Genomic DNA, 21035 nt, shown 5'->3' on the forward strand with positions numbered 1-21035 from the left:
CCTGCGCCTGCGCGGCGACAGGCGCAAACATCGCAGCAAGGGTGGCGAGCAGGCGGGAAAAGAAGGCAGGTGACTTGGCAGGCACTGATTTACTCCGGACCTGGCCAGGCAGCAGACTGCCGATCACAGATCGTCATTGGATGGATCAAGCCGTCAACAGGGTCAGTGCGAGATCAAAAAAGAAGCGCGCAAAGCATACCTGCGAGACGATGCGCCGCCATTTACGGTAAACTTGGAAGTCTCTGCAATTAGGTGCAAGTACCTATGAGGAGCATGTCGTGCGTAAGCGCGAGGTCGTGGAATGGCTGCCCTGCCAAGTGGACAAGCGCGGCATCAAACCCGTTTGTCGACGTGGAGTGAGTATACTCGCCGCCGAAACGAGCCATGCTGGACTGGCAGGCCCGAGCTCGTACAAGAGCGTAGAACGCCGAATCTATCAGGCCAGACAAAGGCGCATGAGAACAGTCCTTGACCTAAGCCGAGTGAACACCGCCAGCAGAGCGTAGCTTGGCGAAGACGCATGCATCCACGCCCGCCAGTCAAATGCAGCTACACCAGCAATGAATTAGACCAAGCCTCTGGCAGATCAACGGCACCAACGGCCCTTACAAGCACTTTAACAGTTGTGTTATTAAGATCAACTCGCCGGCGAGCATCTCGCGTGACGTCGATCAGGTAGCCGTCTTCTGCGACCCAGACATACTCAACGAAATCGAACGGTGTACGTAACTTTGGATCAACGATCAGCATGTCGCCGGCTCGACGCAATACCGGGCGAGCGCTGAACGCGTCCGGAATAACGTTGACGATGGCGTCACGTTGCCAGACCTGAATCTCATGAAGCGTATAGGGGTAGCGTTTCGCCCGATCTGGCTCCCAGTCACCCCCGGTTTTGATGGCTGTGTTAAACATGAAGTACCATCGCTCGAGAGCGCCTGGTGGAGTTGGAAAACGCAACCATTCGATCATGCAGCTGCGCTGCGACATGTCGGCCGGGCTAGTCAGATCGACATTTAGGTAAACATAATCCGGGTCGACCCGCACCTCCCAGGTGATTGGTCGGCCATTCCATTGATCAAGGTCAACAGGCCATCCCCTAGACACTTTGATCTCTTGCGCGATCAACTTGTGGTGCGGAACCGGCCGTCGGCCACCGAAATGCGGCGCATGATTATGCACCGAAAACAGATTGCCATAGAACCGGTTGATCGCGTCGGGCTCGTTGAAGTCGATCTCGAACCGCGGGATATGATGATAACGTCGTGACAAAAGGCCGTAGCCCCAGCCTCGGCCCCAGAAAAGCTTGCCTGCGGTATCAGAACCGAACTGGTCACGCCAACGAAGCACATAGCCTCCTGCCCAACTGCGGCCGTGAGCCGAGTTGGTCACGGATGTGACTGCGGCGCTGTTCCATCGATTGTCATAAAACTGGTTGTATAGCGTAAGTGACTGCTGATCCGGGTCGTATTCATAGGCCGGACTCGGCACGTCATCGAGAAACGGATTTCGCGTGGCTGCATCACCGCCGACCGCAGGATTTCCTCCTTGTGCTTTCAACGCAAAGATTGAATTCGCCATCTTAGATGATGAACTCAGTGGATTGGCTCTAAAGTCCTCGCGAAAGACCGGGCTATAGCCCTCGAGTGACAGAGCAGGTTCGCCGATATGATCGCGATATTCCGGGGCGTTCCGCGGATTGGCTGCCACCCAAGCGTCCCACGCAGTCTTATCGAATTGCGGGATGTATGGTGTATCACTTTCTTCATACACTGGCGGTTCCTCGCCATGGAAGAAGGGGCGTTGGGCTCTGCCCGCAGCCCAATCCTCCAACTTGCGCACCCATCCTTCTGACACCTCACCCTGCCAGGCAACGAGGTCTTTGATAACGATTGTGCGATTGTCACCCTGATCAGCCCGCAATCCAATGATGCTCTCACCATTGGTGTTATTGCTCGTAGTGTACGGCAGATCGGGATGGCTGCGGCCGGTAGACGATCGCCCGTTCAAACGGGCAAATAGATAGTTGTCATGACGACCTATGACGGCAACATTCCACGTTGCGCCATCGGACACCACACCATCGCAATAGACCTCAATACGCTCGCTCTCGTGAGGTCTGTCCGTGCTCTTTGCTGCGCCCATGAAGGTGGCATCCCAGCGCCCGATCAAGCGACCATTTTGATATCGTATAGAAGGGGTGTCCCACTTGCCGCTTGCATTGATTGCAACAAGATGTGCCTGCCCGTTACGAGAAGGGTCGTCCACCTTGAAGATGACGAGGAGCCCCCGGAACAGTGATGCACCAAAGCTCGTGCCCTCACGCAAAAGGTACTGATTGCCGGTGAACCTGAGGCCGCCTTCTGAAAGGGTCGGAACCCGACTGGCCAAGGCTTGGCGGGAAGCCGCGGAAAGCAGCCCATCCGGCTTGTGAGTGACAGGACTGCCCTGCATCTTGTCCGCATGAAACGCGAACAAGATCTCGTTGGGGAACAGACTTGGGCTCCAAAGCGTTGTCCCACGTTCAACCGGCTGCTCGGACACTGCCTTGGCCTGCGCAGTTGCACCAGCAAAGAAGGTGACGAGCTTAGAAAACTTCAGCGACCTCGGATCATAATTCTTTCTGGTCATATTACATCCGCATCTTCGTGGAGGCAGGCCTTGAGCTGTAGCCCTTAACGTTCTGACGTGAAGGTTGACACCCCAGCTTACGATGATCCGTCTTGTTGACAGTCCTCAAGCTCTTCGTCCCTTTCACGTGAGGGACAGGGGCATCGATAATCGCGGGACAGGGCGGCCGCTTGTCGGGCTTCGACGAGAGGCAAATAGGTGCCGCGCCCCACAACGAGCGACAATCGCGCGTGGTCACTTGCTGTTGGCTAATAACGATGCGAGCCTACATCATGAGCGGGTCCTACTCCAGTCCGTCGCACCCACGTCATCCCGCTCCAGCTTCCTAACCGAAGTCTTGGTTGCTTGCCCGGCAAGCGAGGATGCTGCTAGAGGATCTGACAGCCCGCCATGTGCTGAGAAATGACACAACAATGGTGGTGGATTTCAAACCTGCTTACCTTAGTCCACAGAGGAGCTGAGTGTCGCGGGCGAAATTGAGCTTAACACCCACTGCCGCGTCAAGATCGTCGCTTGCACGTTCCGCTGCCAATCCAGCGCCTCCATCGGCAGTCCGGCTCAGGCGGGGGTGGAAACGCTGCCAAGAGGCATGACGCCTGACACCGGCGCCCCCATTGATGGCTCGTGGGTTGGAGACCATGAACTCTGGAACGATAGCCGAAAGTCAATAAACCAGCGTATTCATGTAGCTGGCCGACCATGGCGCAGTGTTCTGACACTCGCTAAATAACGCTTGGTGTTTTCATGGCCTTGTTCAGTCAGCCGTACAAACGTCTCCAACGGATCACCGGTGTCACCGACCTTGTAGACGAGGTTACGGGATTGCAGGATGTTGATCCAACGATTGGCTGTGGAGACCGGGACGCAAGACCCGATACATACCTTCGATACCGATAACTTTTCACCCCTAGCTTCCGCAAAGGCGACGTCCAAGAGGATGTCCCAGGCAGGCTCGCCAAAGATATCCACCTCGCGGAAACATACGTCTCTTAGCCGTCTTTCTTCATAAAGCTGAGCGGCGACCTCCGCGAGGGTGATATCTTGAGTGGGGGCGGCCGTTCCCTTTGACACTTCGTTTTGGGGTTCCTGATCAGGACCCACAACAAGTGCATTGCGATCAGACGTCAGCCAGTCGCGAACGACCTCTTGGAACTTATCTCCCCGTGCTACGACCCGAATGGGATCAACGGTCCCATCAGCCGGCTTGGCACCGCTAGGCTCTGTTGCTTCGCTCACTCTGCGCCTCTCGTTGCCAATCTCGTCTGCTTCGTTTCCATACCTAGAAATGTCATATCGGATCCGATCCCGCTCTTCGATGCTGGCCAAACCGCGTGCTGGTGTATCGGTCAGCTTTCGGGATCCATCGTCGCAATCAACATCCTCCACCTGCCATAGACCCGATGATCAAACTTGCCAGTGCCATGAGATAATTTAACACCTAAGCCATGTAGCGTCTTTGCTGATCCAACCGTCGCACATCCAGCCGTAGGCAGCTGACGCCGGCTGTAGAGACGATGCTTCGGGACAAAGGCAGGAGGCTTTCGTCTTGAAGAAACACTATTTTTTGCGCTTTTCTTCACGCATTTCTTAAGCAAATGTCAGGCGCGTCATGGCATTTTAGCTTAAAGTCGCTCGACTTCTGCAAAGTAGCGCTCCAACTTCTGTCTGCCGTCGTCTGTTAATCTTATAAATGAACGTCGGCCGTCTCGTGGGTCTGCCTCTCGGCAAGCCAAACCGCGCACTTCCATTATTTTGAGCCATCGCAGGGCGGTGGTCTCAGCTACGCACGACCCGATACATACGCTCGTAACAGACAGACACTCTCCGCGTGTCTCGGCAGCTGAGATATCTAGCAACATGTCCCAAACTGGCTCCCCGAAAAGTTCGGGCTCTTGGAAGACGCGATCTCGAGCCCGCCGATGCTCGTAGGCACGCTTTGCCGACGCGCTAATATCGGCCACACTAATCATCGCTTCGTGCGTGAGTGAAGACGACTGCGGCGGAAGCTTGATTTCGATCACTTCGTCAGCTGGCTGAGCGGACTCGCCTTGGCGTTGCTGAAACCAGTCTTCAAACAGGGCGTACAACGCTCCGGTATCTGCAGAACCGGTCATGCAACCTCCCTCCGACATCCCTTGTTTTTAGCGCCCATTAATCACCACCCCACTGACGACCAGCTGATTTTGTGTACTTATCACTCCATAGCCGATCAAACCGACTTTTAGCCATGCAAGGAGGCCATGACTGCGCCAGAGAGACCTGCTCGTAAGCTGTTGGTGTTCCCCAATTAGGTTAAGATTAGCCTAAGCTTCTCCAAAGGCTGTCGTAAAGCTGAATTTGCCCTTACGTGCTGTGGAGTACCAAGAGTGGCAGGCATTGCTATGTCAACCTTCGGCTGACGAGCGCTTCCGGCCTCAGCTCCGGACCGTGTCTGGCGACATCAAGACCCTCACCGCTGCCATAACAGCTTGCACCATGACGGGGACCCGCTTTCAAAAGGACAGGCGTTTGTCAGCGCTCGCTTCGGTCTCATGGAGTAGCGAACTGAGAATGGTGTGCGGATGATTGTGCAACCTCCTCCTGAGCCGTCATCAAGGTCATAATCCTGCGGGGCCTATCCGCTTTGAACATTTAGGCAGCGCCCTGCTCTATCTCAGATGAGTTGGTTGCGGGTGTTCGATGCCTCGGCTCAAGTCACGTGGCGCTTCAACAAGCGGTTTGTTACAGGCGCGTGAATTTGGCGAGCTGGGGGAGACAGGTCACGCGAAGCTCCGCCGTTCATTGCATGTTGGCAGATGACCAGCCCTCTTCGAAGAACCACTGGAACCCGTTTCTGGAAGCATGCTACCCGGTGGCCGGCAGTAATTGCATCAGTCAAGGGGCTGGAAGCGTGCCGGGCCCATCACCTGCAAGGCGTCGTTGCGATTGTCAGGGGACTAGGGAAGCCGGGCGAGGTCTTGGCCTTGCCTGCGCGCCCCAGTTTGGTGACGCCAAGGTTAGCCTGAACAGCATCAGCCCGGCATTGGCGCGAACATTCAGGTCCTCCCGAATCGTCTCAGAACCTGCCTCGATTGCCCCTCAACAAGGATACGGCAAATCGCAAAGTCTCGTGTGATGGAGCGTCTAGGTCTGCTGAGCTGGAGCCAACGTCTTCGTGAGGGTCGTTGCCTACAGGCACATTGAAGCAGGATCGGAGCATCACTGCCCCGGCGGCGATCAGGCGAAAGCACGATTGTCACCGAGCCGCTGATGTGCTCGAATCCGGTCGGCGATGAAGGCTTAGCGGGTTGGCCGACATGGGTTGCAAAATCGGCAGTATGTAGCTGTATGGCCGCTCGGAGCTTCACAGGTCCGCTCGAAAGCGTAGGTGAGGCTTCTCCATTCGGCACCGCCCACATCCATCATCCCCATCGTCTCAAGCGCTAAAATGGGCTAAGGCCGCTCTTTTCGCAGCAGAGCGGCTTCTTTAACCTCGAAAGTCTTGATCAAAGCGCGCCCTCACGAGGAGAGAGTCATGAGTAGCGAGGACACCATTATCAACGATGCGAGAGCGCAAGCGCATTTCTACGACGGCGCCCTGCGTTTCAGCCTGGAACTTTTTGGCGATCGGCTCGCCGAGCGGGAAGGTTATCAGCATCACAAGGGCACTGATGCGGTCCGGTACTTCCTCATGCTCAAGTTCTGTTGGCTCCCTCGCGACGTCAGGTCCCTTTCCTTTGACGACCTCTGGTTCGCCATGGGCGAAGAATTTTACGGATGGAGCATTTCGCCTGAAGCTCAACAAAGCTACCCCGGCAACGAGAGTTAGCGGCAGGGGAACAGCGCCGACACGGTGTCTGAGCGGGCATTGGGGCCCGTCAGAACGGGACGCCACCCGGACGATCTTCAAGCCGCTTTACCGAGCAAGCGTCCGGTCGTACGATCGACCGCCGCAAACTATCCGATCAGGAGGCTGGATGCTCCTTGTCATCGCGCTGGGCACGCTCCCAGAAACCGTCGAGCCCTACATGTCCGTCAGCATGCAGGACCGCAACGCTATCGTTAGGCTACCGGGCAACGTGTCGACGCGCTGCTTGTGCGTGGCATGCCACGTTGCTCGCGGCCGTTACAGCCAGAGTGACCATTCGCAGGACCAAGGCGCGCTGGACGCGGGAGAGTGGAAGACCGGGCATTCCGCAGGCATGGCGAGATCAGCGACGAGGCAGAATGAGGGGGTGTTGCGGCGGTTCTGTGGATAGCAGGAGCGTGGAAAAAAGGCCGCCGCAACTCGGGTATCTTACGGATCGCTGCTCAACTGGAAAGATGGTGGGCGCTGAGGCCTGTCCTGAAGTGGGACGTTGGCGCCCAAATTACAGGAACTGGTCCCGCTGGCACTGGGAATTCGCGGATCGGGGGGTGAGCTTAGGATGTCGGCCCGCTGTTCGGGCGCTCACTCGCAGGCCGGTCTCCCCGGTTGATGAGCAACTCAAATGACGACACACTCGTTTAGCGGCTGAGTGTCGGCGGTGCATCAGGTCTGCCGGTGCTCATTCGGCTCAGCACGAGGCGGAAGTGCTCCAGCGCTGCGCGGCAAGGAAGTGCGCGGCTCAAGCGTCATCTTAATCTCGACGCCCATTCGAGTGCACGCCAAAGTAGTTCATTGGGACCTCGCACGTGCCCTTCGCACCGCAAGAGATATAGTCTTTTGCGCAATATGGCCGGTAGCCTTCGCTAAATCTTAGATATTTTCTACTGCCTCAGATGAGCTCGCGTGATCCATTGTCGAAGGTCAAAAATCCTTGGTTATCACCGTGAGGATTCCAATGCGTGCTCCAATCGCGAGGCCGGCTGCTGGTGGCAAGATTGAACATCTCAAAGCGATACTGCCGATGCTATTCAAACTCGATGGGACACCTTCTTCGGATGTCATGGCGGATCGACACCTACCTCTTTATCAATGGTCACCTCGCGTAGGATGGGCTTCGGTTCGATCGGCGTTGAGCCGTGATCGGCACGTCATGGGAGGCGCCGAAGGCTTTCGGCCAGGCGAAAGAATCGGGTACGTACTTGAGCACATAGCCGGCCGTTTTCTCCTGAAGAGAGGCACGCACAGTCCCGCGTGGCCTGGTTTGTTTCAAGGCCGAAAAGGGCGCTACGCTGCGCCTGAGCCTCCAGGTTCTTCTACCTGCCGGTGATCGGCAGGAACGAGCGGGCACGGGCGATAGTCAAAGCCCGGCATAATCGCTTTCGATCGACCAAGCGATCCAGAGATGGCACCTGACAATCGGGACATTGCTGCTCTTAGAACCGAACTATCTGTCATTCGTTTGCGCCGGGGTTGGTTGAGAAGTCTAGTCGTAGACAGGGTCTGGTGCCGATATTGCTCGACGTCGGCTTGCGGCTGGGGAAATGATCTTGTTACGCTCCGGCAGCAAGTCACGCTATGTCGTTGATTTGCCTCGCCGCCGTGGGAGGCATCTAGTCTGGTGTTCCGCACCCGCGACTTGCTGGTGTGTCAGCGCACCCAGTTGATCAACGCGATCCACGGTCACCTTACCGACTACGGCTGGTTAGCGCCTAAGGTTCGTCGCACGCGATGGTGCTTGGTCACCTGCTCGACGAGGAGGTTGGTTCATCGCTACCCGAGGCGGCAAGGCCGATGTTTCGCACCATGCTCGATCTGCTGGATGAATCGAACAACAGGATGGGAGATCTCCGTCAAGAGATCCTCCGCCGAACACGCGAGCATGCAATTGTATGGCGGCTCATGACGATCCATGGTGTGGCTCCGATCACCTTCACCGCGAGCGCCGCGCTGCCACGACCTGGCAACCCTGGCCAGGGACCAAGACTTTGCCCCTTGGCTCGTTCTGGCGCCCAGTCGACTGGTAGCAGCATCCGCGAGCGGCTTTGGTCCAGGATCGGCAGCAAGGACGTGCGCTGGATCAGACATGAAGCGATTCAGCATGTCAGGCACCGGCTGCGGCGAACAGGATCTCCGACGCGCTGGCGCGCCTCCCCCTACAAGTGGGAAAGCTACGCTGGCGCATCCGCAGCAAGGTGAGCGCGCCCGACGCGTCTTCACACGGACAGGTCTTTTTTTCGAACTGAGGATGAGATTGCACGAAACGACAAGAAGTGGCCGGAAGGTATGCACGAGAACGTCGCAATGACCCTGTTGCTCTACACCGCAATGCGTCGATCGGAAATCGTCGCGATGGGCAGACCTCCGGCCTGGCCTGCGTCGTCGGAGAATGGCAGCGCAACGGTGATTCTCGTTGTACCTGCGATGGTCGGTGCATGGCCTACACAAAGGGCCTCGAAGCGGATAACCCAGGCTGGCGCCACGGTGCTAGAAGAACGGTCGAGAGGCAGATCAAGACCGACCGCAAGTTAACTGAGCAGGTAGGACAGGCGGACCGCTGGACCTCAGCGCCGGGCGAAATGGTCAAAGCTAAGGCGAGCACATTTGCGCCTAGGACCACCGCATCGTCGCGTAAGTGGACAAAACATCTGGCTGACCCGAAATCGCGCGCAGTTAGCATGCGAGATGACCGCAGCTACGCTGCCGTATTGCGCCGTGGAGTGCGGCCTGACGCTGACGTCTAACCTGAATTACGTCTCCGTTCGATGATCATGATGGGCGGGCACTTGCAACGAGGGCTTTAGCTCCGCGGCGTTCGATCGGAGCCTCGCTGCCGCTTACCATGAAAACAGGGCGCCTAGTCTCATCTAGCTTCCAGCCGGCACCGAAATTTCGAGAATTCTAGGTTCAGGTTATAGGTTAAGCTGTAGCTCGCGAGAGGTTGTAGCGACAAGGTGCAGTGTAACGAAATTCTCAAGGTCGCTTTGTGCCTGATTTCTAGCTGAGACCCAAGGGCATAGGGGAGGTTGACCTGCAATTTAGATGGTCCGAGATAGGTTCGCCATTTATCTTACCCCTTGCGCAAAGACCTCCAGTGCTTTGCAAGCCTCTCACGTATCGCATTCTATTATAAAAAAGGTGCAATTACACTTCGTTGTTGCCGGCGGATGGCGCGGATGGACATTTGTCGCAAATTGCGTCACCTGGCACAGCAGGCTGGACGTTAGCAGACGAAGTGAATAATTTCAGGATCCCGACCACGCGGATGATCGTATTGTGAGCCCCCGAAGGTAGGTAGTAAGGCGACTTGAGCGATGGTTCAGCATAACGCCTGGAGTTCGACATTTCGGGTGATGTTTGTGTCGCCGGTATTTAGTGTCGCGCATGTGGTGCGGAGATGAGGTGGAAAGTGCCCCAGCAATTTATCGATGCGCAGGCGATCATCGCTCATCTTTCAATGGCGCTCGGCTTACTTGATGATCTTGGCGCTCACATCAGCGCGGCTCACGTCGATGCCGCCTTGCAGAGTTTCAGAGAAGAGGCTCGCCAGCAGCTCTCATTCGGGGCGCTGTTCGACGACACGCAGCTGAATTTCTCTCATCTAGACGCTATGATCGATCAGATCTGTGATTCGAAAGCGATTCCGATCAAGAGAAGCTTGCAGTAGTTTCATGTTCCCAGGTTTTGATGCTACTGTTTTCTCGTGCAGCAGCCAAGATTGAGTCACATTATCCTGACTGAAGTCTGCTTCGTCTGGCTGAGAACGAAGAGCGTTCTACCGCTTTCCGGTGAACGTTACGAGCGGTTGAATTTGCTTGTAGATCGGGTGTGAACCGGAGGCGCCCAGTCCTTGCAAGCCATCATCGGGCAGTGAACGAATGAAATCCAGCGCTGGATTTGAGTGTCGTCGCATGAGTCATGGGATCTGTCCGGTCTGCGTTCAGGCGTTGCGCCAGTGATCCTTCCCAAATTCATGCCCGGTCCAGATGGTTTCTATCGGTTTGGACCAGAACTCGCCGACTGGGCTAGTCTGCTCGTGGCCATGGAGATCGAAAGACGTGGCGGCGATTTCTCCCGGACCGAGCAGCAGATCTGGTCCGAGTTGTTCAACGAGACCGTGAAGCCCGATTGTGGACGGCCTCACTCCTTTGAGGAAATGGAGTTTTTGGATCGGAAGGTAAGGCGTTTCATCAGGCACACAGCCGGCAACCATCTGCAAATATGAATGATGCGCCGGCGACGAGATCTTCGACGAGGTGATCATTAAGCACTCTCGATCCGGTGGGATGTCCGCCTGAAAATACCCACGCCTGATCTGGTCATGCGCGATGCAGGCCAGCGTGACACGGAACCCTCATCAACAAAAATTGTCGTCGCGGAAGCTAAATGCCTCGGGCATAAGCACAAAGCGATAACTACTATCGATCTCCGGAGATTTGCGAGAAGGTAGAAAGTCATCGCTCGACCGAAATTAGACGAGCGCGAACTGTCCCGCCCTGGCACAGCCCCGTCAAATGGTTGTCGAGCGTGGAGTGAACTTCTCGCTCGGACGTTGGAGCTTGCAGTACGACCGTAGAGATGAACGTGACTCGCTATTTTTTTCACTGCGCAGACAGTACCCGCCATCTAGATGCCGAAGGGATAGAGCTAGAGGATCTTGATGCCGCGCACCAAGAGGCCATACGGTGGATGGGTGAGTTGCTCACGGAGTTCCCTCAAGACTTCTGGTCCAAGGGGTGCCTAGCAATACTTGTGACGGACGCATCGTGGAATCTGCTGTTCTCGGTGACGACGATGGCCGCCGAACCTCAAGGGACTTCCAACCTGCTCCGTGCGCGCGCCTGATCGCGTTGCCGCATTCAAGTTCATGCCTCTGCGGGCGAAGTGGGCTTGTGCAAAGGTTAATGCCTAAGTGTGCAGAATGCCTGGAAGACGACCTGAGCGCATAAGACGACCTGAGCGCATAAGACGACCTGTCGTGCCCTCCCGCCCGCTACCTACGCCTGAGCGACGGCAAAAGTCTGCGATACGATCTCATCGGGCACTGCATGCTCTCCTGGACTTACCGGAGGTGGGCCGTAGCGTGCGCGGAGGGTGATGCATCCTGACATCGCAGGGTGCTGCGGCGAACCCGGGGATTTTGACGGGTCGTCAGTTCGGGGCGCCGCAGCCCATTCCACATACAAGAAATTCGCGTGGTGCAAAGCTCCTTCTAAACCTGGAGAAGCCGCATCGACTTGCGCCATTTCTGTTGGCGGATGAGCGGATGAGCGGATGAGCGGAGGCGCTTAGGCGTTTGCGTGACGATCGCCGAGCCTCCGCAGGACCAACTTAAGCCATCATCGTTGAAGCGGCGTTCATGAGCTTTTTTATCACTGCACCATCGAGGCGGTCATGCAGCATCGAGCTATCGGGTCATAGGCGGAGGTTGATCGCGATCGCAGGGCGCTGGAGCGACAGCACGTGGTTAGCACTCCCCGCTCGCCTTCCCTGTAAAGCGGTATCAAAGCCGCTTGCTCGCCTGCAAAGCGCGCTGCGGCTCTATAGCTATAGGTCGCTCGGCGCTCTGGGCATGATCCGATCATTTGTGCTCTATCGGGTCACTATGACGATCCGCTTTGTCGTTACGGGAGCCGGTGGTAACGGACCTACCGGCAAACTGGCAGTCCAAGGCTGGCTGGCTGCGACCGAGCGTAACCCGTCGGACGCAGGTGGGCGCTAGGGAAGTCCTGAAGGTAATCTGACATGTCAATCGTGAAAACGCTGCTGGGACGCAATGGACGTAACCAATCATCAGGCCGGAGACATGCCGGTTCGCTGCTGCTTGGCAGTGTGCGTAAGATTGGGTGGAATGAAGTCTACCTCGGCACGTTCGTTCTGCTTTTGGTGGCACTTTGCTACAAACTCGTTGTAACATGGACTCTGGCGTTCATTATTCTCGCAGGCGGGTGCTGGTCAGGGCGGCGATATATCACAAAAATCAATGCCTCGTTAGTAGTAGGGTTGCTCTATGTCGCAGACGCCACGACGACCGCCTTTTTGGTTTCGACATCAGCCGGCATTTACCGCACGGCTCAATTCCTGCTAATCGCGGGAAGCCTGGTTGGCATCTATGCCTACTCGTTTCAGATGAAGTCTGAAGACGCGCTTCGCGTCGTGAAAGTTGTCGCCGCTGCGAGCTGCCTTATCTTTGCTCACCTTATCATACACCACGTCATGATGGGCCGGTACATCACTTGGAAGTACCTGTACGACACAAAGCTTGTTATCTCGTTAACCGTCTTCGTTGCATTTGCGTTGCGTGATCAAATTGTTAAGTACATTCCATTCCTGGTAGTGTTGGCTATCCTGATAGTGTTGGTAATCATGAGTGCTGAGCGAAAAGCGCTGCTTTTAATGGCAGTACTTCTCGTATTTTCCAATATGGCGGTTTCGACTCGATTACTGTTATGCATTGTCGGCCCGGTTCTACTCGTTACCATCGCCATACTTGGTCTTGATGGCGGGTACCTGTACGGGAAGTATCAAGCCTCTTCTGCAAACTACACTGAGCTCTCGGACCGCTACTTCACTACCGTCCATAATATCGCCGACTACAGCAACATCATCAGAGAGTTCGTGAATCGCCGTGCATGGCAACTGTTCCAGGAGAACCCCTGGTTCGGGGTCGGTGCCACGGGATATTGGGATTGGGCAACGACCGCGTATGGGAGGGGTAGTGGACTTGCGATGAATGTTCATGGCGAAGTCCACCGGATTCCGGCAGAGGGCGGCATTGTGGGCCTGACGATCGCAGCGGTGTATATTGTCACCATCGCCTGGCGAACTGGTCATTTCGCGTTTCTTCGCCGAGCGCGTACAGGGAGTTCCCTGGAGCGTACGCCATTTTATTTGCTGCTCTATGTCATGTGCTACGCGTATGCTGAAGCTATTGATTCAGCGATGCTGGTTTTGATCGGTTTGGCAGGGGTGGTGAGTGCCAGATTGCCCTCGCCGACGATCAACGTTTTTCTAAAGCGCAGGCCGCCTTCAGAACGGAGGCTAACGATCCCGGCGATCGCTCACCGTTCTCAACCCACCTTTCTGCGCCGACTAGTCCGGCGCTAGCGGCAGCCCTGCTTACCTGACTAGAGCTGCGACGCTGTTGGTAGGTGCAACGGTGTTAAACCCACCCTGGCAGTCGATACGGCGGCTGATCGCTAGCCTGCACGCATGAGAGAACATAGGAGCCGTCATGATTACCCCACTAACGCCGTACGTATCGGAGCAGTCGGAATGAACCTCCCAAGCCGTGGGAACGTAGCTGTAATTATTACCTGCTACAATGAAGGTCCTTTCATCGGTGCAGCAGTTCACAGCGTTCTGAAACAATCAGCGGCTGAAGCGATAGGCGACATCATCATCGCAGATGATGGCTCTGACGAGGATACGCTCGCAGTGTTACGCGATATTGAACACTGGGACCCGAGAATTAAAGTGATCTACGGTCCCGGAGGCAACCGGCAGGCCGCTCAGCGTAACATGGCCGTTCAAGACACCGATCTTCCTCTCGTAGCATTTCTTGACGGAGATGATCTTTGGGAACCTGGCAAGCTTGCAGCACAATTGGAAGTTTGCCGCTCGGACCCGACGGTTGGTTTAGTCTACACTGCGTTCAGCAACTTCTCTAACGACGATGCTAGCAATGCACGCCCAGCCAATCTGGTTGACATCACTAAGGCGAAGGACTTGGCTCTCGCGTACTTCCTGAACGATCCTCCGATTTTACCTTCAACGGTTCTTATGCGTCGTGAGTTGTACGTGAAGAGCGGTGGAATGGATCCAACCATTCATTGCTTTGAGGAGACAGAGTTCTATTTGAGAGTTGCTCCTTCCACGCGCTTTGCGTGTTTGGAAACGCCGCTTGTGCTCAAGCGAAACCGGCTGGGGAGTATTACAGGTGGGCGTAATGATCTATTGGCGTTCCACGCCTTTGTCGCACTGAAAGCAGCGGCGGCCAATTCTGACTTACTTGGGAAAGTGCCGGTGCGTCTGGCGGAGCGGGCCCGCAAGCTTGCAAATCAGCACTTTCTGGCTGGCGAAGCGCAACAAGCGCGATCCGCCAGTGCGTTTGCTGTACGTCTCGTGCCGTGGAAAGCGCGCAACTGGCTGACCTGGTTCCTCGCGCGTCTGCCGGCTGCGGCCGCTAGCGTGCTACAGCGAACGGTTTTTGCATCGAGGGTCGAAGTGAACGGTAGGGATAGCTTCTCGTGATTGTTCATTCCAAGCGTAAGCCACGCGTGCTGTACCTTATTAACGGCTTCAAGCGCGGCGGTGCGGAGAAAGGTCTTCTGCATCTTGTACAGCATGGTGCTTTTGCTGGTTGTGACCTGAAAGTCCTGTCGATCATCCGAGATCAAGGTGCACATGTTAGTGACCTCACCGCGGCAGGTGTTGTCGTCGAGCATCTGTCACATGGACACCGTATGTCTCCTTGGCAGTGGCTTCGAGCAATCCCTCGGTTTCGACGAGAGCTGAAGCGCTTTGCCCCTGATTTACTCGTACTCTCGCTGCCGCAGGCTAATATCGCTGGTAGAATAGCGGCCCTGGGGCTCTCAAGAGTTACCGTCGCCTCGTTCGAGCACAACACTCATCTGGCGAAGCCAATTTACGAACGATTGTTTAGGCTAACATCGCGTCGGGTAGATTGGCTGCTGGCCGACTGCGAGATCACCGCCCACATGGCTCAGGATCGGCTGTATACGCGCTCTCCATCGGAGCGTGTTGTCCTGCCGCTCGCGTCATTTTCGCGGCACGCGCCGAGCCATACAACGGCTGGTGCACCGTTCAGGATCATCAGCGCTGCTCGCTTTACCGACACAAAGAACCAGAGGGTCATCATTGAAGCAGCGCGGCTGTTGAAGGATAGCGGTCACTCTATATCCGTTACCCTCTACGGAGAAGGCCCGAACGCCGAGGCGTACCAAGCCTTGATCAACGACCTGCATTTGAAGGACGATGTCTCGATGCCAGGCTTCGATCCCCACTGGATGACCAATCCGGCAGACGTGTTTGTGGTCACGAGTAAGAATGAAGGTCTGTGCATCGTCGCTCTTGAAGCGTTGAGCCGCGGCATACCGGTCGTAGCCACCAAAGTTGGCGGGCTCGTCGACTACGGTGTTGATGCGCGTGTCAGCTTCTTGGAGGAAGGCAGCGCGGGCGAACTTGCCGCGAGAATTGCCGGCCTGATTGACACACCCGGTCAGCTTGCCGAGATGCGAGCGGCGGGGATGAGCATGGTCAACCGGCGGTTCTCAGAAGGCACGATCAAGGCAGTCTACAAAGACTTCTCAGCCAGGATCAGGGCCTTGGTGCTGTAGAGGGGCCCTGTGCCTGCCCGACCCTAAAAGCCAAACCGGCGTGACAAGGTCAAAAACACGGAATTGCTTTTGATTGTCGTACTTACGGCGTCGTCTTTGATGCGCACATGGTTGACGTTCAGCCCGACAGCGACGCCGATCCCGGTCATGTAGCGGGCGCCAGCGCCATAGACCCAGAAACGATCGGTTCGTGGGCCAAGAGCTGGAACAGAATCTTGCAGATCGAACCTGAAATTGCGTTCGTCGTGCCGAATTAATGATGTGAGTGTCAGACGGCCCGCAGCAACAGCTGTGCCTTCAAGAGAGTAGGAGGTTGCCTCAACTCCGTTGGCAAATAGTTCGTTGTTGCTGCTGAACGACCGATTTGCCGCAGCGACAATCCTGACGCTCTCCAAGGGCTGCCAGGTGACCGATCCGTTGTAAGTAATCCCCTGAAAGTCGGCATCCAAAATTGTCCGGTCATCGCGCCACGTATACCCCACCCTGGCATCAAAGGCTAAAGCGACCGAAGGAGCATATTCGATCTGCCCGAACACGCCGCGCGTGGTAGCTTTACCTGTGTAAGGTATTTCAGCCTCGTCGACGACGAGTATGCGTTCGTTTGTACTTTCTGTCCGATTGTCGCTGTACCCAACTGTCAAACGGTTTCCCAATGGCGACACGTATGCGAGACCTAACGTATAGCCGTAACTGTTGTTGTTGGCGCGAGATAGTACAGGGTCGGGACTCGAGCTTGCACTGTACCGTGCAGTGGCCGCAAGGCGAAGATTTCCGATTATGCGGCGGTCGCCTTCAGCAATCACGCGGTTCAGTTGCCGGATGTTGGTCCCACGAAAAATCGGATCTGTGAAACCCAGGTTTTGCCGGCTACTTACCGCTTCAAGTGAAACTGAACCACTCTGCGCCTGGTAGTCAGCGGTGGCTCCGATACGGTACTCCTCAGAGTTTAGATCATTATCGTAGGCGAAGAAGCGCTTGCCGACGTTTCCATCAACACGAACTGTCAAGAGATTGAAGTTTGCAGCGATACCAGCGTCGAGACTTACGAAGGTGGCTATCTCGCTGCCGTTATGCGGCAGTTCCGATCTTTGGTCGTCGGGACGGCGACGCAGATTGTCGTCGTACTGCGTCGAGGCGGACACCTGGAAATACCGGTCCTGAGCCGTCCCTGGACTAGCATAAGCTGTAAGCGCGGTTGCCAGACCGGTCAAAGCCAGCCGGGCAAAAGGCTGACTGGAGCGCGAACAAAGGACGCTGCGGCATTCAGCAGCTTGCAGGTGACACGTCATATGTGAGCTCCGAATAGAGCAGAACTTTGTAAAGGTGCATTCGTCGATCGCAGTGACTCAACAGCGCCAACTAACTTTTGGGTGTGAATCCGGCAGTAAAGTTAATGTCGGCCTCAGCGCTCAAGCATCGTGCCGCCAACGATCTTGATACCTGCATCTTCACAACTGTTCAAAACTTTGGCGATGGCCTTGACCTTGGTTTGACCCTCTCGAGTCACAACCAAGCCACCTCCCGTTGCCAAGCCGGCAAATAGATAATCTTCGCCGACAGCAGCCGCCGGGGTATCTACGAGAATGACATCGAAGTGGGAGCGAAGGTGCTCGATGAGGCCGCCGAGTGCCGACGGTACTAGCCGATCATGAGGGCCCTTGGAGATATGAGACGCGGGCAGTACAGACAAGTTTGGCACGCCCTCCACCGGGATCGGAACACCTTTATCGGACGCATCAGGGTCCAAACCAAGTTGCACATGAACCGTGGGATTGTGCAAATCGGCGTCGATTAACAAGGTGCGCACTGTCGCTTGAGCGTACACGCAAGCCAGATTGATCGCAGTGCTTGTACGTCCTTCACCGCGCTCCGCACTGATGATTGACAAGGCAGGGTGTACTGCGTCTCCTCGGAACCAGTGCACCGCTAGTCTTTGCGCCAGCCTCCTCGTATCGGCAGCAGCAGAGGAGAGTGGCTCTCTCAACACGCTTACCGCTTCGACCAACGACGTGCTTGGCGCCGTCGCTGGGGCATCGAGCTCTCGGTAACGGCTATCGATCGATGGTAGGGTCACCGCTTCTGGCTGTGCGTCGTAGGCCTGATCATTCCCAATGCCGCCTTGCTTGTCTGCAGTTGTATCGTCGTCTGTCGCCCGGCTATTGCCTTCACGGCCATGTTCAGCTGGGTAGTCCACTTATGCACTCCTCAGGAACGGAAGGTAGCCGGTTGACTTTCGACGGGGTAGCATCGTTCGGGATGACGCTGACCGGATCGTTCCGAGATCAGGGATGCCTAACCATGCATCCAGTTCCTCAGGAACGCGGATCCTCAGGCTGATCAGCTCCAACCCTACAGCGATAACGACCCCGGCCAGAAGACCCACTACAAGGCCGATTACCATAGCAAGGATACGCTTGGGGCCAACTTTGCTCGGATTGGGCACTGCTGGTGTCAACATCGAGATATTAGTCTGCCCGGATTCACCAAGGACCTCCAGCTGTGTACGCCGCTGAGCCATTTGGTCATAAGCTTGCCGAACACTCGCTACGTCGAGCCGCGCCTTTGCGAGCTCATTCTCTGCCTCCTGGGTTGCCATCGTGCGCCGCGTTTGAGCAGCTACCTGGCCCTGCAAGCCGCTCTGCGCTGATCGGGCTTGAGCCGCTGCAGCGGACGTCCGACGCTGAGCCGCAGCGACCTGTTGCGCACGTTGCGCTTGCAGCGCATCGATGCGGTTTTGCAATTGTCGCACTTGAGCATTGTTCGGCCCGGCAATCGTTGTGAGCTGCGCCAACTCCGAGCGAGCAGTGCCAAGCTGAACGTCCAATTGGGTAATCACCGGGTCAGCCGCGATAGCAGGCAGCGCGCCCCCGGTTGCTTGCGATCTCGCCTGTTCGGCCGTCGCGGTAGCGTTCGCTAGCTGCGTCGCCAACGTTGAGAGATTGACGTTGTCGGCGCTTCCCCCGGTACCCGGATCCACAACACCGAGCTCGCGCTGCTTAAGAGCGAGACGCTGTTGTGCTGCCTCGAGCTCCTGCGCCTTACGGGTCAGTTGTTGTTCGTAGGCTTCGGCTGCATGCCGCGCCGGCTCAGTCTGAAGCGCAAGATTTACATCCATGAACGCCCTAGCATAGGCGTTCGCCATAGCTGCAGAAAAGTCCGGATTGCCGCTGTAGAAGCCGATCTGCATGACCCGAGAGCTGCCAAGACTTGAGCTAACCTCCATCTGGTTTTGCAATGCGCTGGCAACATACTCCTTCATCGGCCGGTCGGATGGTGTCCAACCATATGCCAAGCCAAGGCTTTGCAGCTCATTTGGCTCGAAACTTTCGACAACCTGCATCGCTACGCGATCGCTTTTAAGGATGTCTTCGAGCGTGAGAAGATAATCAGGAGACATCGCTTCAGCGCGCGCCTGCTGGCCGATCGTCTCATCAGCACGCACGTCGACTACGACTGCTGCGGAAGATCGATAGGTAGGGGCGGCAAGCAGAGCATAAGCTGCTGCCGTCCCAAGGCCAATAGCTAAACAGGCAGCGATGATGAGCCATCGCAGCGCGAGCACCTTGTAGAGGTGGCGCATCAACATAGAAACGGTCCTCTTAAAAGATTCGTGCGCCGACCCGGATTAAGTCACGTGGCTGGACATCGTCTCCGCGCTTTGCGTCGGTCGTGACTTCGTCGCCATCTTGTCCGGTGCGAGTTACACTCAACTTATTGCGAGCGCCCCTTGGAGTAAGGCCTCCAGCAAGGGCAACAGCCTGCTCCACGGTAAGCCCCGGCTCGATCGGGTAAGCGCCTGGATTTTTCACTTCACCAAGGATGAAGAAGGTGGGCGCGTCTGCCACCATAATGATCTCGTCAGGTTGCGCCAGACGATCGAGCTCGCCGGTCATGACGCCTAAAGCCGAGAGTTCTGTGCGATGCCCAGTTGCGTCTGTGATCTGGATGACACCAGAGCCTCTTCCCAGCTGCGCACCAGATCGGGCAAGGACATCTGTTAGTTTAAGACCGGTGCGATCCAAAATGTACTCACCCGGCCTCGCAACCGCGCCGAACACCGAGACCTTTCGGCTGCGATATTCTTGAACAAGCACATTGACGACAGGATCGACTAGAATACCCGCTGCCTGGAAGTTCGTAGCGAGCTTAGCGGAAATCTGGGCAGGGGAGAGACCACCCACCTGAACGTTGCCGAGCTCCGGCACGGGTATCTGACCATCTGTCGCAACTTGCACTACAGTGTTGTATGCCGTCGTGCCGTAAACAGAAATGTTTAGGACGTCGCCACCACCAACTTGATAGACCGATTCCTGAGCAGCGGCGTTCTGAGCGACTGCCATGTTGCCGTGAATACCAGCAGCGGTAATCATGATGCTTGCAATGGCTTGATGAACTCGGCGTCGCATCGTTTCTATTCCTCTTAGGCGCTAAGTCCGAACCATTGGTTTGGCGTGAGATAAGGTTGCGCCGGCCACCGGCGTACCTCCTGTAAAGCGGACTCCGGGCGATGGCTCCAATGCCGCTTGATACCGTGGTGCAGTGCACCACACAAGCCCGGTAGAGCTGCATCCACTTCCGAGATGAGGCCCTTGGGTGATGTGTGCGCATATGGGGCAATGGAAAAGTGTTAGGAGATCTACACCGGTTGTTCAGAAGCACCACAATTCCGGTCGTTCAGAAATACCCGTTATCTCACGGCCTCATCCTCGTCTGCTTCAATCGAGGCCAAGTGGGGTGCTTAAACCGCAAAAAGGCGCCGAGCAAAGGCAGGGCGAGGAGGAAGAAAATCATATAGCGATATGATCCTGCGACCTGCCGGTGAAGGGACTTACTACCATCGACACCTAACAGCAGCGCAGCGGAAAGCACCAGCCGATACAAAGCTGGTGCACAGCTTGCGGAAACAGACGGCGCCGTGGCAGGACAGGAGGCGCGCAACTCCGTAGTTTTTGGGACGATCGACGGCGTGTCCGATGAGGTGCCGCCGCAGTAGCGCTGCTGGTCATACTGGGATGTCCGGGTGCGCCGGCCGCCGGTAGTGAGCGGCGCAACCAATTGCATCGTTACCGTTGGTCTCGAGCACGTCGGGCCTCCGATGCTCTCGTTCGAGCAGGACTGGCGCAGCCTCCACATGTTGTTACCCCCTAGGCTCGGACTCATTGATCACAGCCAAACGGTGGCGGCGATGCAGATGGCCGAGAAGA

General features: G+C 56.3%; 14 protein-coding genes. 7 read left to right on the forward strand and 7 right to left on the reverse strand.

Annotation, left to right across the window (positions count from 1 at the left end; all coding sequences use genetic code 11):
* Window positions 1–549: 549 nt before the first annotated feature.
* Window positions 550–2628: a hypothetical protein gene (locus tag D5S08_RS16495; protein WP_126665571.1), complete on the reverse strand. Its 2079-nt coding sequence runs from the start codon at window positions 2626–2628 to the stop codon at window positions 550–552.
* A 681-nt stretch (window positions 2629–3309) separates the two neighbouring features.
* Window positions 3310–4014, reverse strand: a complete 705-nt coding sequence (locus D5S08_RS16500; protein WP_126665572.1) for a helix-turn-helix domain-containing protein — start codon at window positions 4012–4014, stop codon at window positions 3310–3312.
* Between the two features lie 2128 nt (window positions 4015–6142).
* Between D5S08_RS16500 and D5S08_RS14230 the strand changes: the two genes are divergently transcribed.
* The 3 genes from D5S08_RS14230 to D5S08_RS14240 all read left to right on the forward strand — a co-directional run bounded on the left by D5S08_RS14230 (window position 6143) and on the right by D5S08_RS14240 (window position 10139).
* The gene (locus D5S08_RS14230; RefSeq protein WP_126665573.1) at window positions 6143–6436 is read left to right on the forward strand and encodes a hypothetical protein; all 294 of its coding nucleotides are present in this window, start codon (window positions 6143–6145) and stop codon (window positions 6434–6436) included.
* Window positions 6437–8203: 1767 nt separating this feature from the next.
* Window positions 8204–8671 (forward strand): hypothetical protein, encoded by a 468-nt coding sequence (locus tag D5S08_RS16505; RefSeq protein ID WP_126665574.1) that lies wholly within the window; start codon window positions 8204–8206, stop codon window positions 8669–8671.
* 1210 nt (window positions 8672–9881) lie between these two features.
* Window positions 9882–10139, forward strand: a complete 258-nt coding sequence (locus tag D5S08_RS14240; RefSeq protein ID WP_126665575.1) for a hypothetical protein — start codon at window positions 9882–9884, stop codon at window positions 10137–10139.
* Window positions 10140–10412: 273 nt separating this feature from the next.
* Here D5S08_RS14240 and D5S08_RS16510 read toward each other — a convergent pair whose 3' ends face one another.
* Entirely contained in the window at window positions 10413–10736 is a 324-nt protein-coding gene (locus D5S08_RS16510; RefSeq protein ID WP_126665576.1) for a hypothetical protein, read from the reverse strand.
* A 314-nt stretch (window positions 10737–11050) separates the two neighbouring features.
* Between D5S08_RS16510 and D5S08_RS17510 the strand changes: the two genes are divergently transcribed.
* From D5S08_RS17510 to D5S08_RS14265, 4 genes are all read left to right on the forward strand, one after another.
* Window positions 11051–11317: a DUF6894 family protein gene (locus D5S08_RS17510; protein WP_121119744.1), complete on the forward strand. Its 267-nt coding sequence runs from the start codon at window positions 11051–11053 to the stop codon at window positions 11315–11317.
* A gap of 900 nt (window positions 11318–12217) precedes the next feature.
* On the forward strand, window positions 12218–13579 hold the full coding sequence (locus D5S08_RS14255; RefSeq protein WP_121119746.1) for an O-antigen ligase family protein: 1362 nt from the start codon (window positions 12218–12220) through the stop codon (window positions 13577–13579).
* Between the two features lie 168 nt (window positions 13580–13747).
* On the forward strand, window positions 13748–14725 hold the full coding sequence (locus tag D5S08_RS14260) for a glycosyltransferase family 2 protein (protein WP_162301985.1): 978 nt from the start codon (window positions 13748–13750) through the stop codon (window positions 14723–14725).
* A complete protein-coding gene (locus D5S08_RS14265) occupies window positions 14722–15831 on the forward strand; it encodes a glycosyltransferase (RefSeq protein WP_121119750.1) in 1110 nt (369 codons plus the stop codon). Before D5S08_RS14260 ends, D5S08_RS14265 begins: the two co-directional genes overlap by 4 nt.
* A gap of 23 nt (window positions 15832–15854) precedes the next feature.
* Here D5S08_RS14265 and D5S08_RS14270 read toward each other — a convergent pair whose 3' ends face one another.
* The 4 genes from D5S08_RS14270 to D5S08_RS14285 all read right to left on the reverse strand — a co-directional run bounded on the left by D5S08_RS14270 (window position 15855) and on the right by D5S08_RS14285 (window position 20201).
* Window positions 15855–17120 carry an outer membrane beta-barrel protein gene (locus tag D5S08_RS14270; protein WP_121119752.1) on the reverse strand — a complete coding sequence of 422 codons (1266 nt, stop codon included), beginning with the start codon at window positions 17118–17120 and terminating at the stop codon, window positions 15855–15857.
* A gap of 113 nt (window positions 17121–17233) precedes the next feature.
* Window positions 17234–18025 carry a tyrosine-protein kinase family protein gene (locus D5S08_RS14275; protein ID WP_121119754.1) on the reverse strand — a complete coding sequence of 264 codons (792 nt, stop codon included), beginning with the start codon at window positions 18023–18025 and terminating at the stop codon, window positions 17234–17236.
* The gene (locus tag D5S08_RS14280) at window positions 18026–19417 is read right to left on the reverse strand and encodes a Wzz/FepE/Etk N-terminal domain-containing protein (protein WP_121119756.1); all 1392 of its coding nucleotides are present in this window, start codon (window positions 19415–19417) and stop codon (window positions 18026–18028) included.
* 13 nt (window positions 19418–19430) lie between these two features.
* Window positions 19431–20201 carry a polysaccharide biosynthesis/export family protein gene (locus D5S08_RS14285; protein ID WP_162301986.1) on the reverse strand — a complete coding sequence of 257 codons (771 nt, stop codon included), beginning with the start codon at window positions 20199–20201 and terminating at the stop codon, window positions 19431–19433.
* Window positions 20202–21035 lie beyond the last annotated feature (834 nt).

Source organism: Croceibacterium ferulae, from assembly GCF_003660445.1.
Taxonomy (GTDB): Bacteria; Pseudomonadota; Alphaproteobacteria; order Sphingomonadales; family Sphingomonadaceae; genus Croceibacterium; species Croceibacterium ferulae.

What these genes read in the sequence shown, in the direction of transcription:
- D5S08_RS16495 (WP_126665571.1), bottom strand. Translation starts at nt 2,628, where the DNA reads ATGACCAGAAAGAATTATGATCCGAGGTCGCTGAAGTTTTCTAAGCTC.
- D5S08_RS14230 (WP_126665573.1), top strand. Translation starts at nt 6,143, where the DNA reads ATGAGTAGCGAGGACACCATTATCAACGATGCGAGAGCGCAAGCGCAT.
- D5S08_RS16505 (WP_126665574.1), top strand. Translation starts at nt 8,204, where the DNA reads ATGGTGCTTGGTCACCTGCTCGACGAGGAGGTTGGTTCATCGCTACCC.
- D5S08_RS16510 (WP_126665576.1), bottom strand. Translation starts at nt 10,736, where the DNA reads ATGATCACCTCGTCGAAGATCTCGTCGCCGGCGCATCATTCATATTTG.
- D5S08_RS17510 (WP_121119744.1), top strand. Translation starts at nt 11,051, where the DNA reads ATGAACGTGACTCGCTATTTTTTTCACTGCGCAGACAGTACCCGCCAT.
- D5S08_RS14255 (WP_121119746.1), top strand. Translation starts at nt 12,218, where the DNA reads ATGTCAATCGTGAAAACGCTGCTGGGACGCAATGGACGTAACCAATCA.
- D5S08_RS14260 (WP_162301985.1), top strand. Translation starts at nt 13,748, where the DNA reads ATGAACCTCCCAAGCCGTGGGAACGTAGCTGTAATTATTACCTGCTAC.
- D5S08_RS14270 (WP_121119752.1), bottom strand. Translation starts at nt 17,120, where the DNA reads ATGACGTGTCACCTGCAAGCTGCTGAATGCCGCAGCGTCCTTTGTTCG.
- D5S08_RS14280 (WP_121119756.1), bottom strand. Translation starts at nt 19,417, where the DNA reads ATGTTGATGCGCCACCTCTACAAGGTGCTCGCGCTGCGATGGCTCATC.
- D5S08_RS14285 (WP_162301986.1), bottom strand. Translation starts at nt 20,201, where the DNA reads ATGATTACCGCTGCTGGTATTCACGGCAACATGGCAGTCGCTCAGAAC.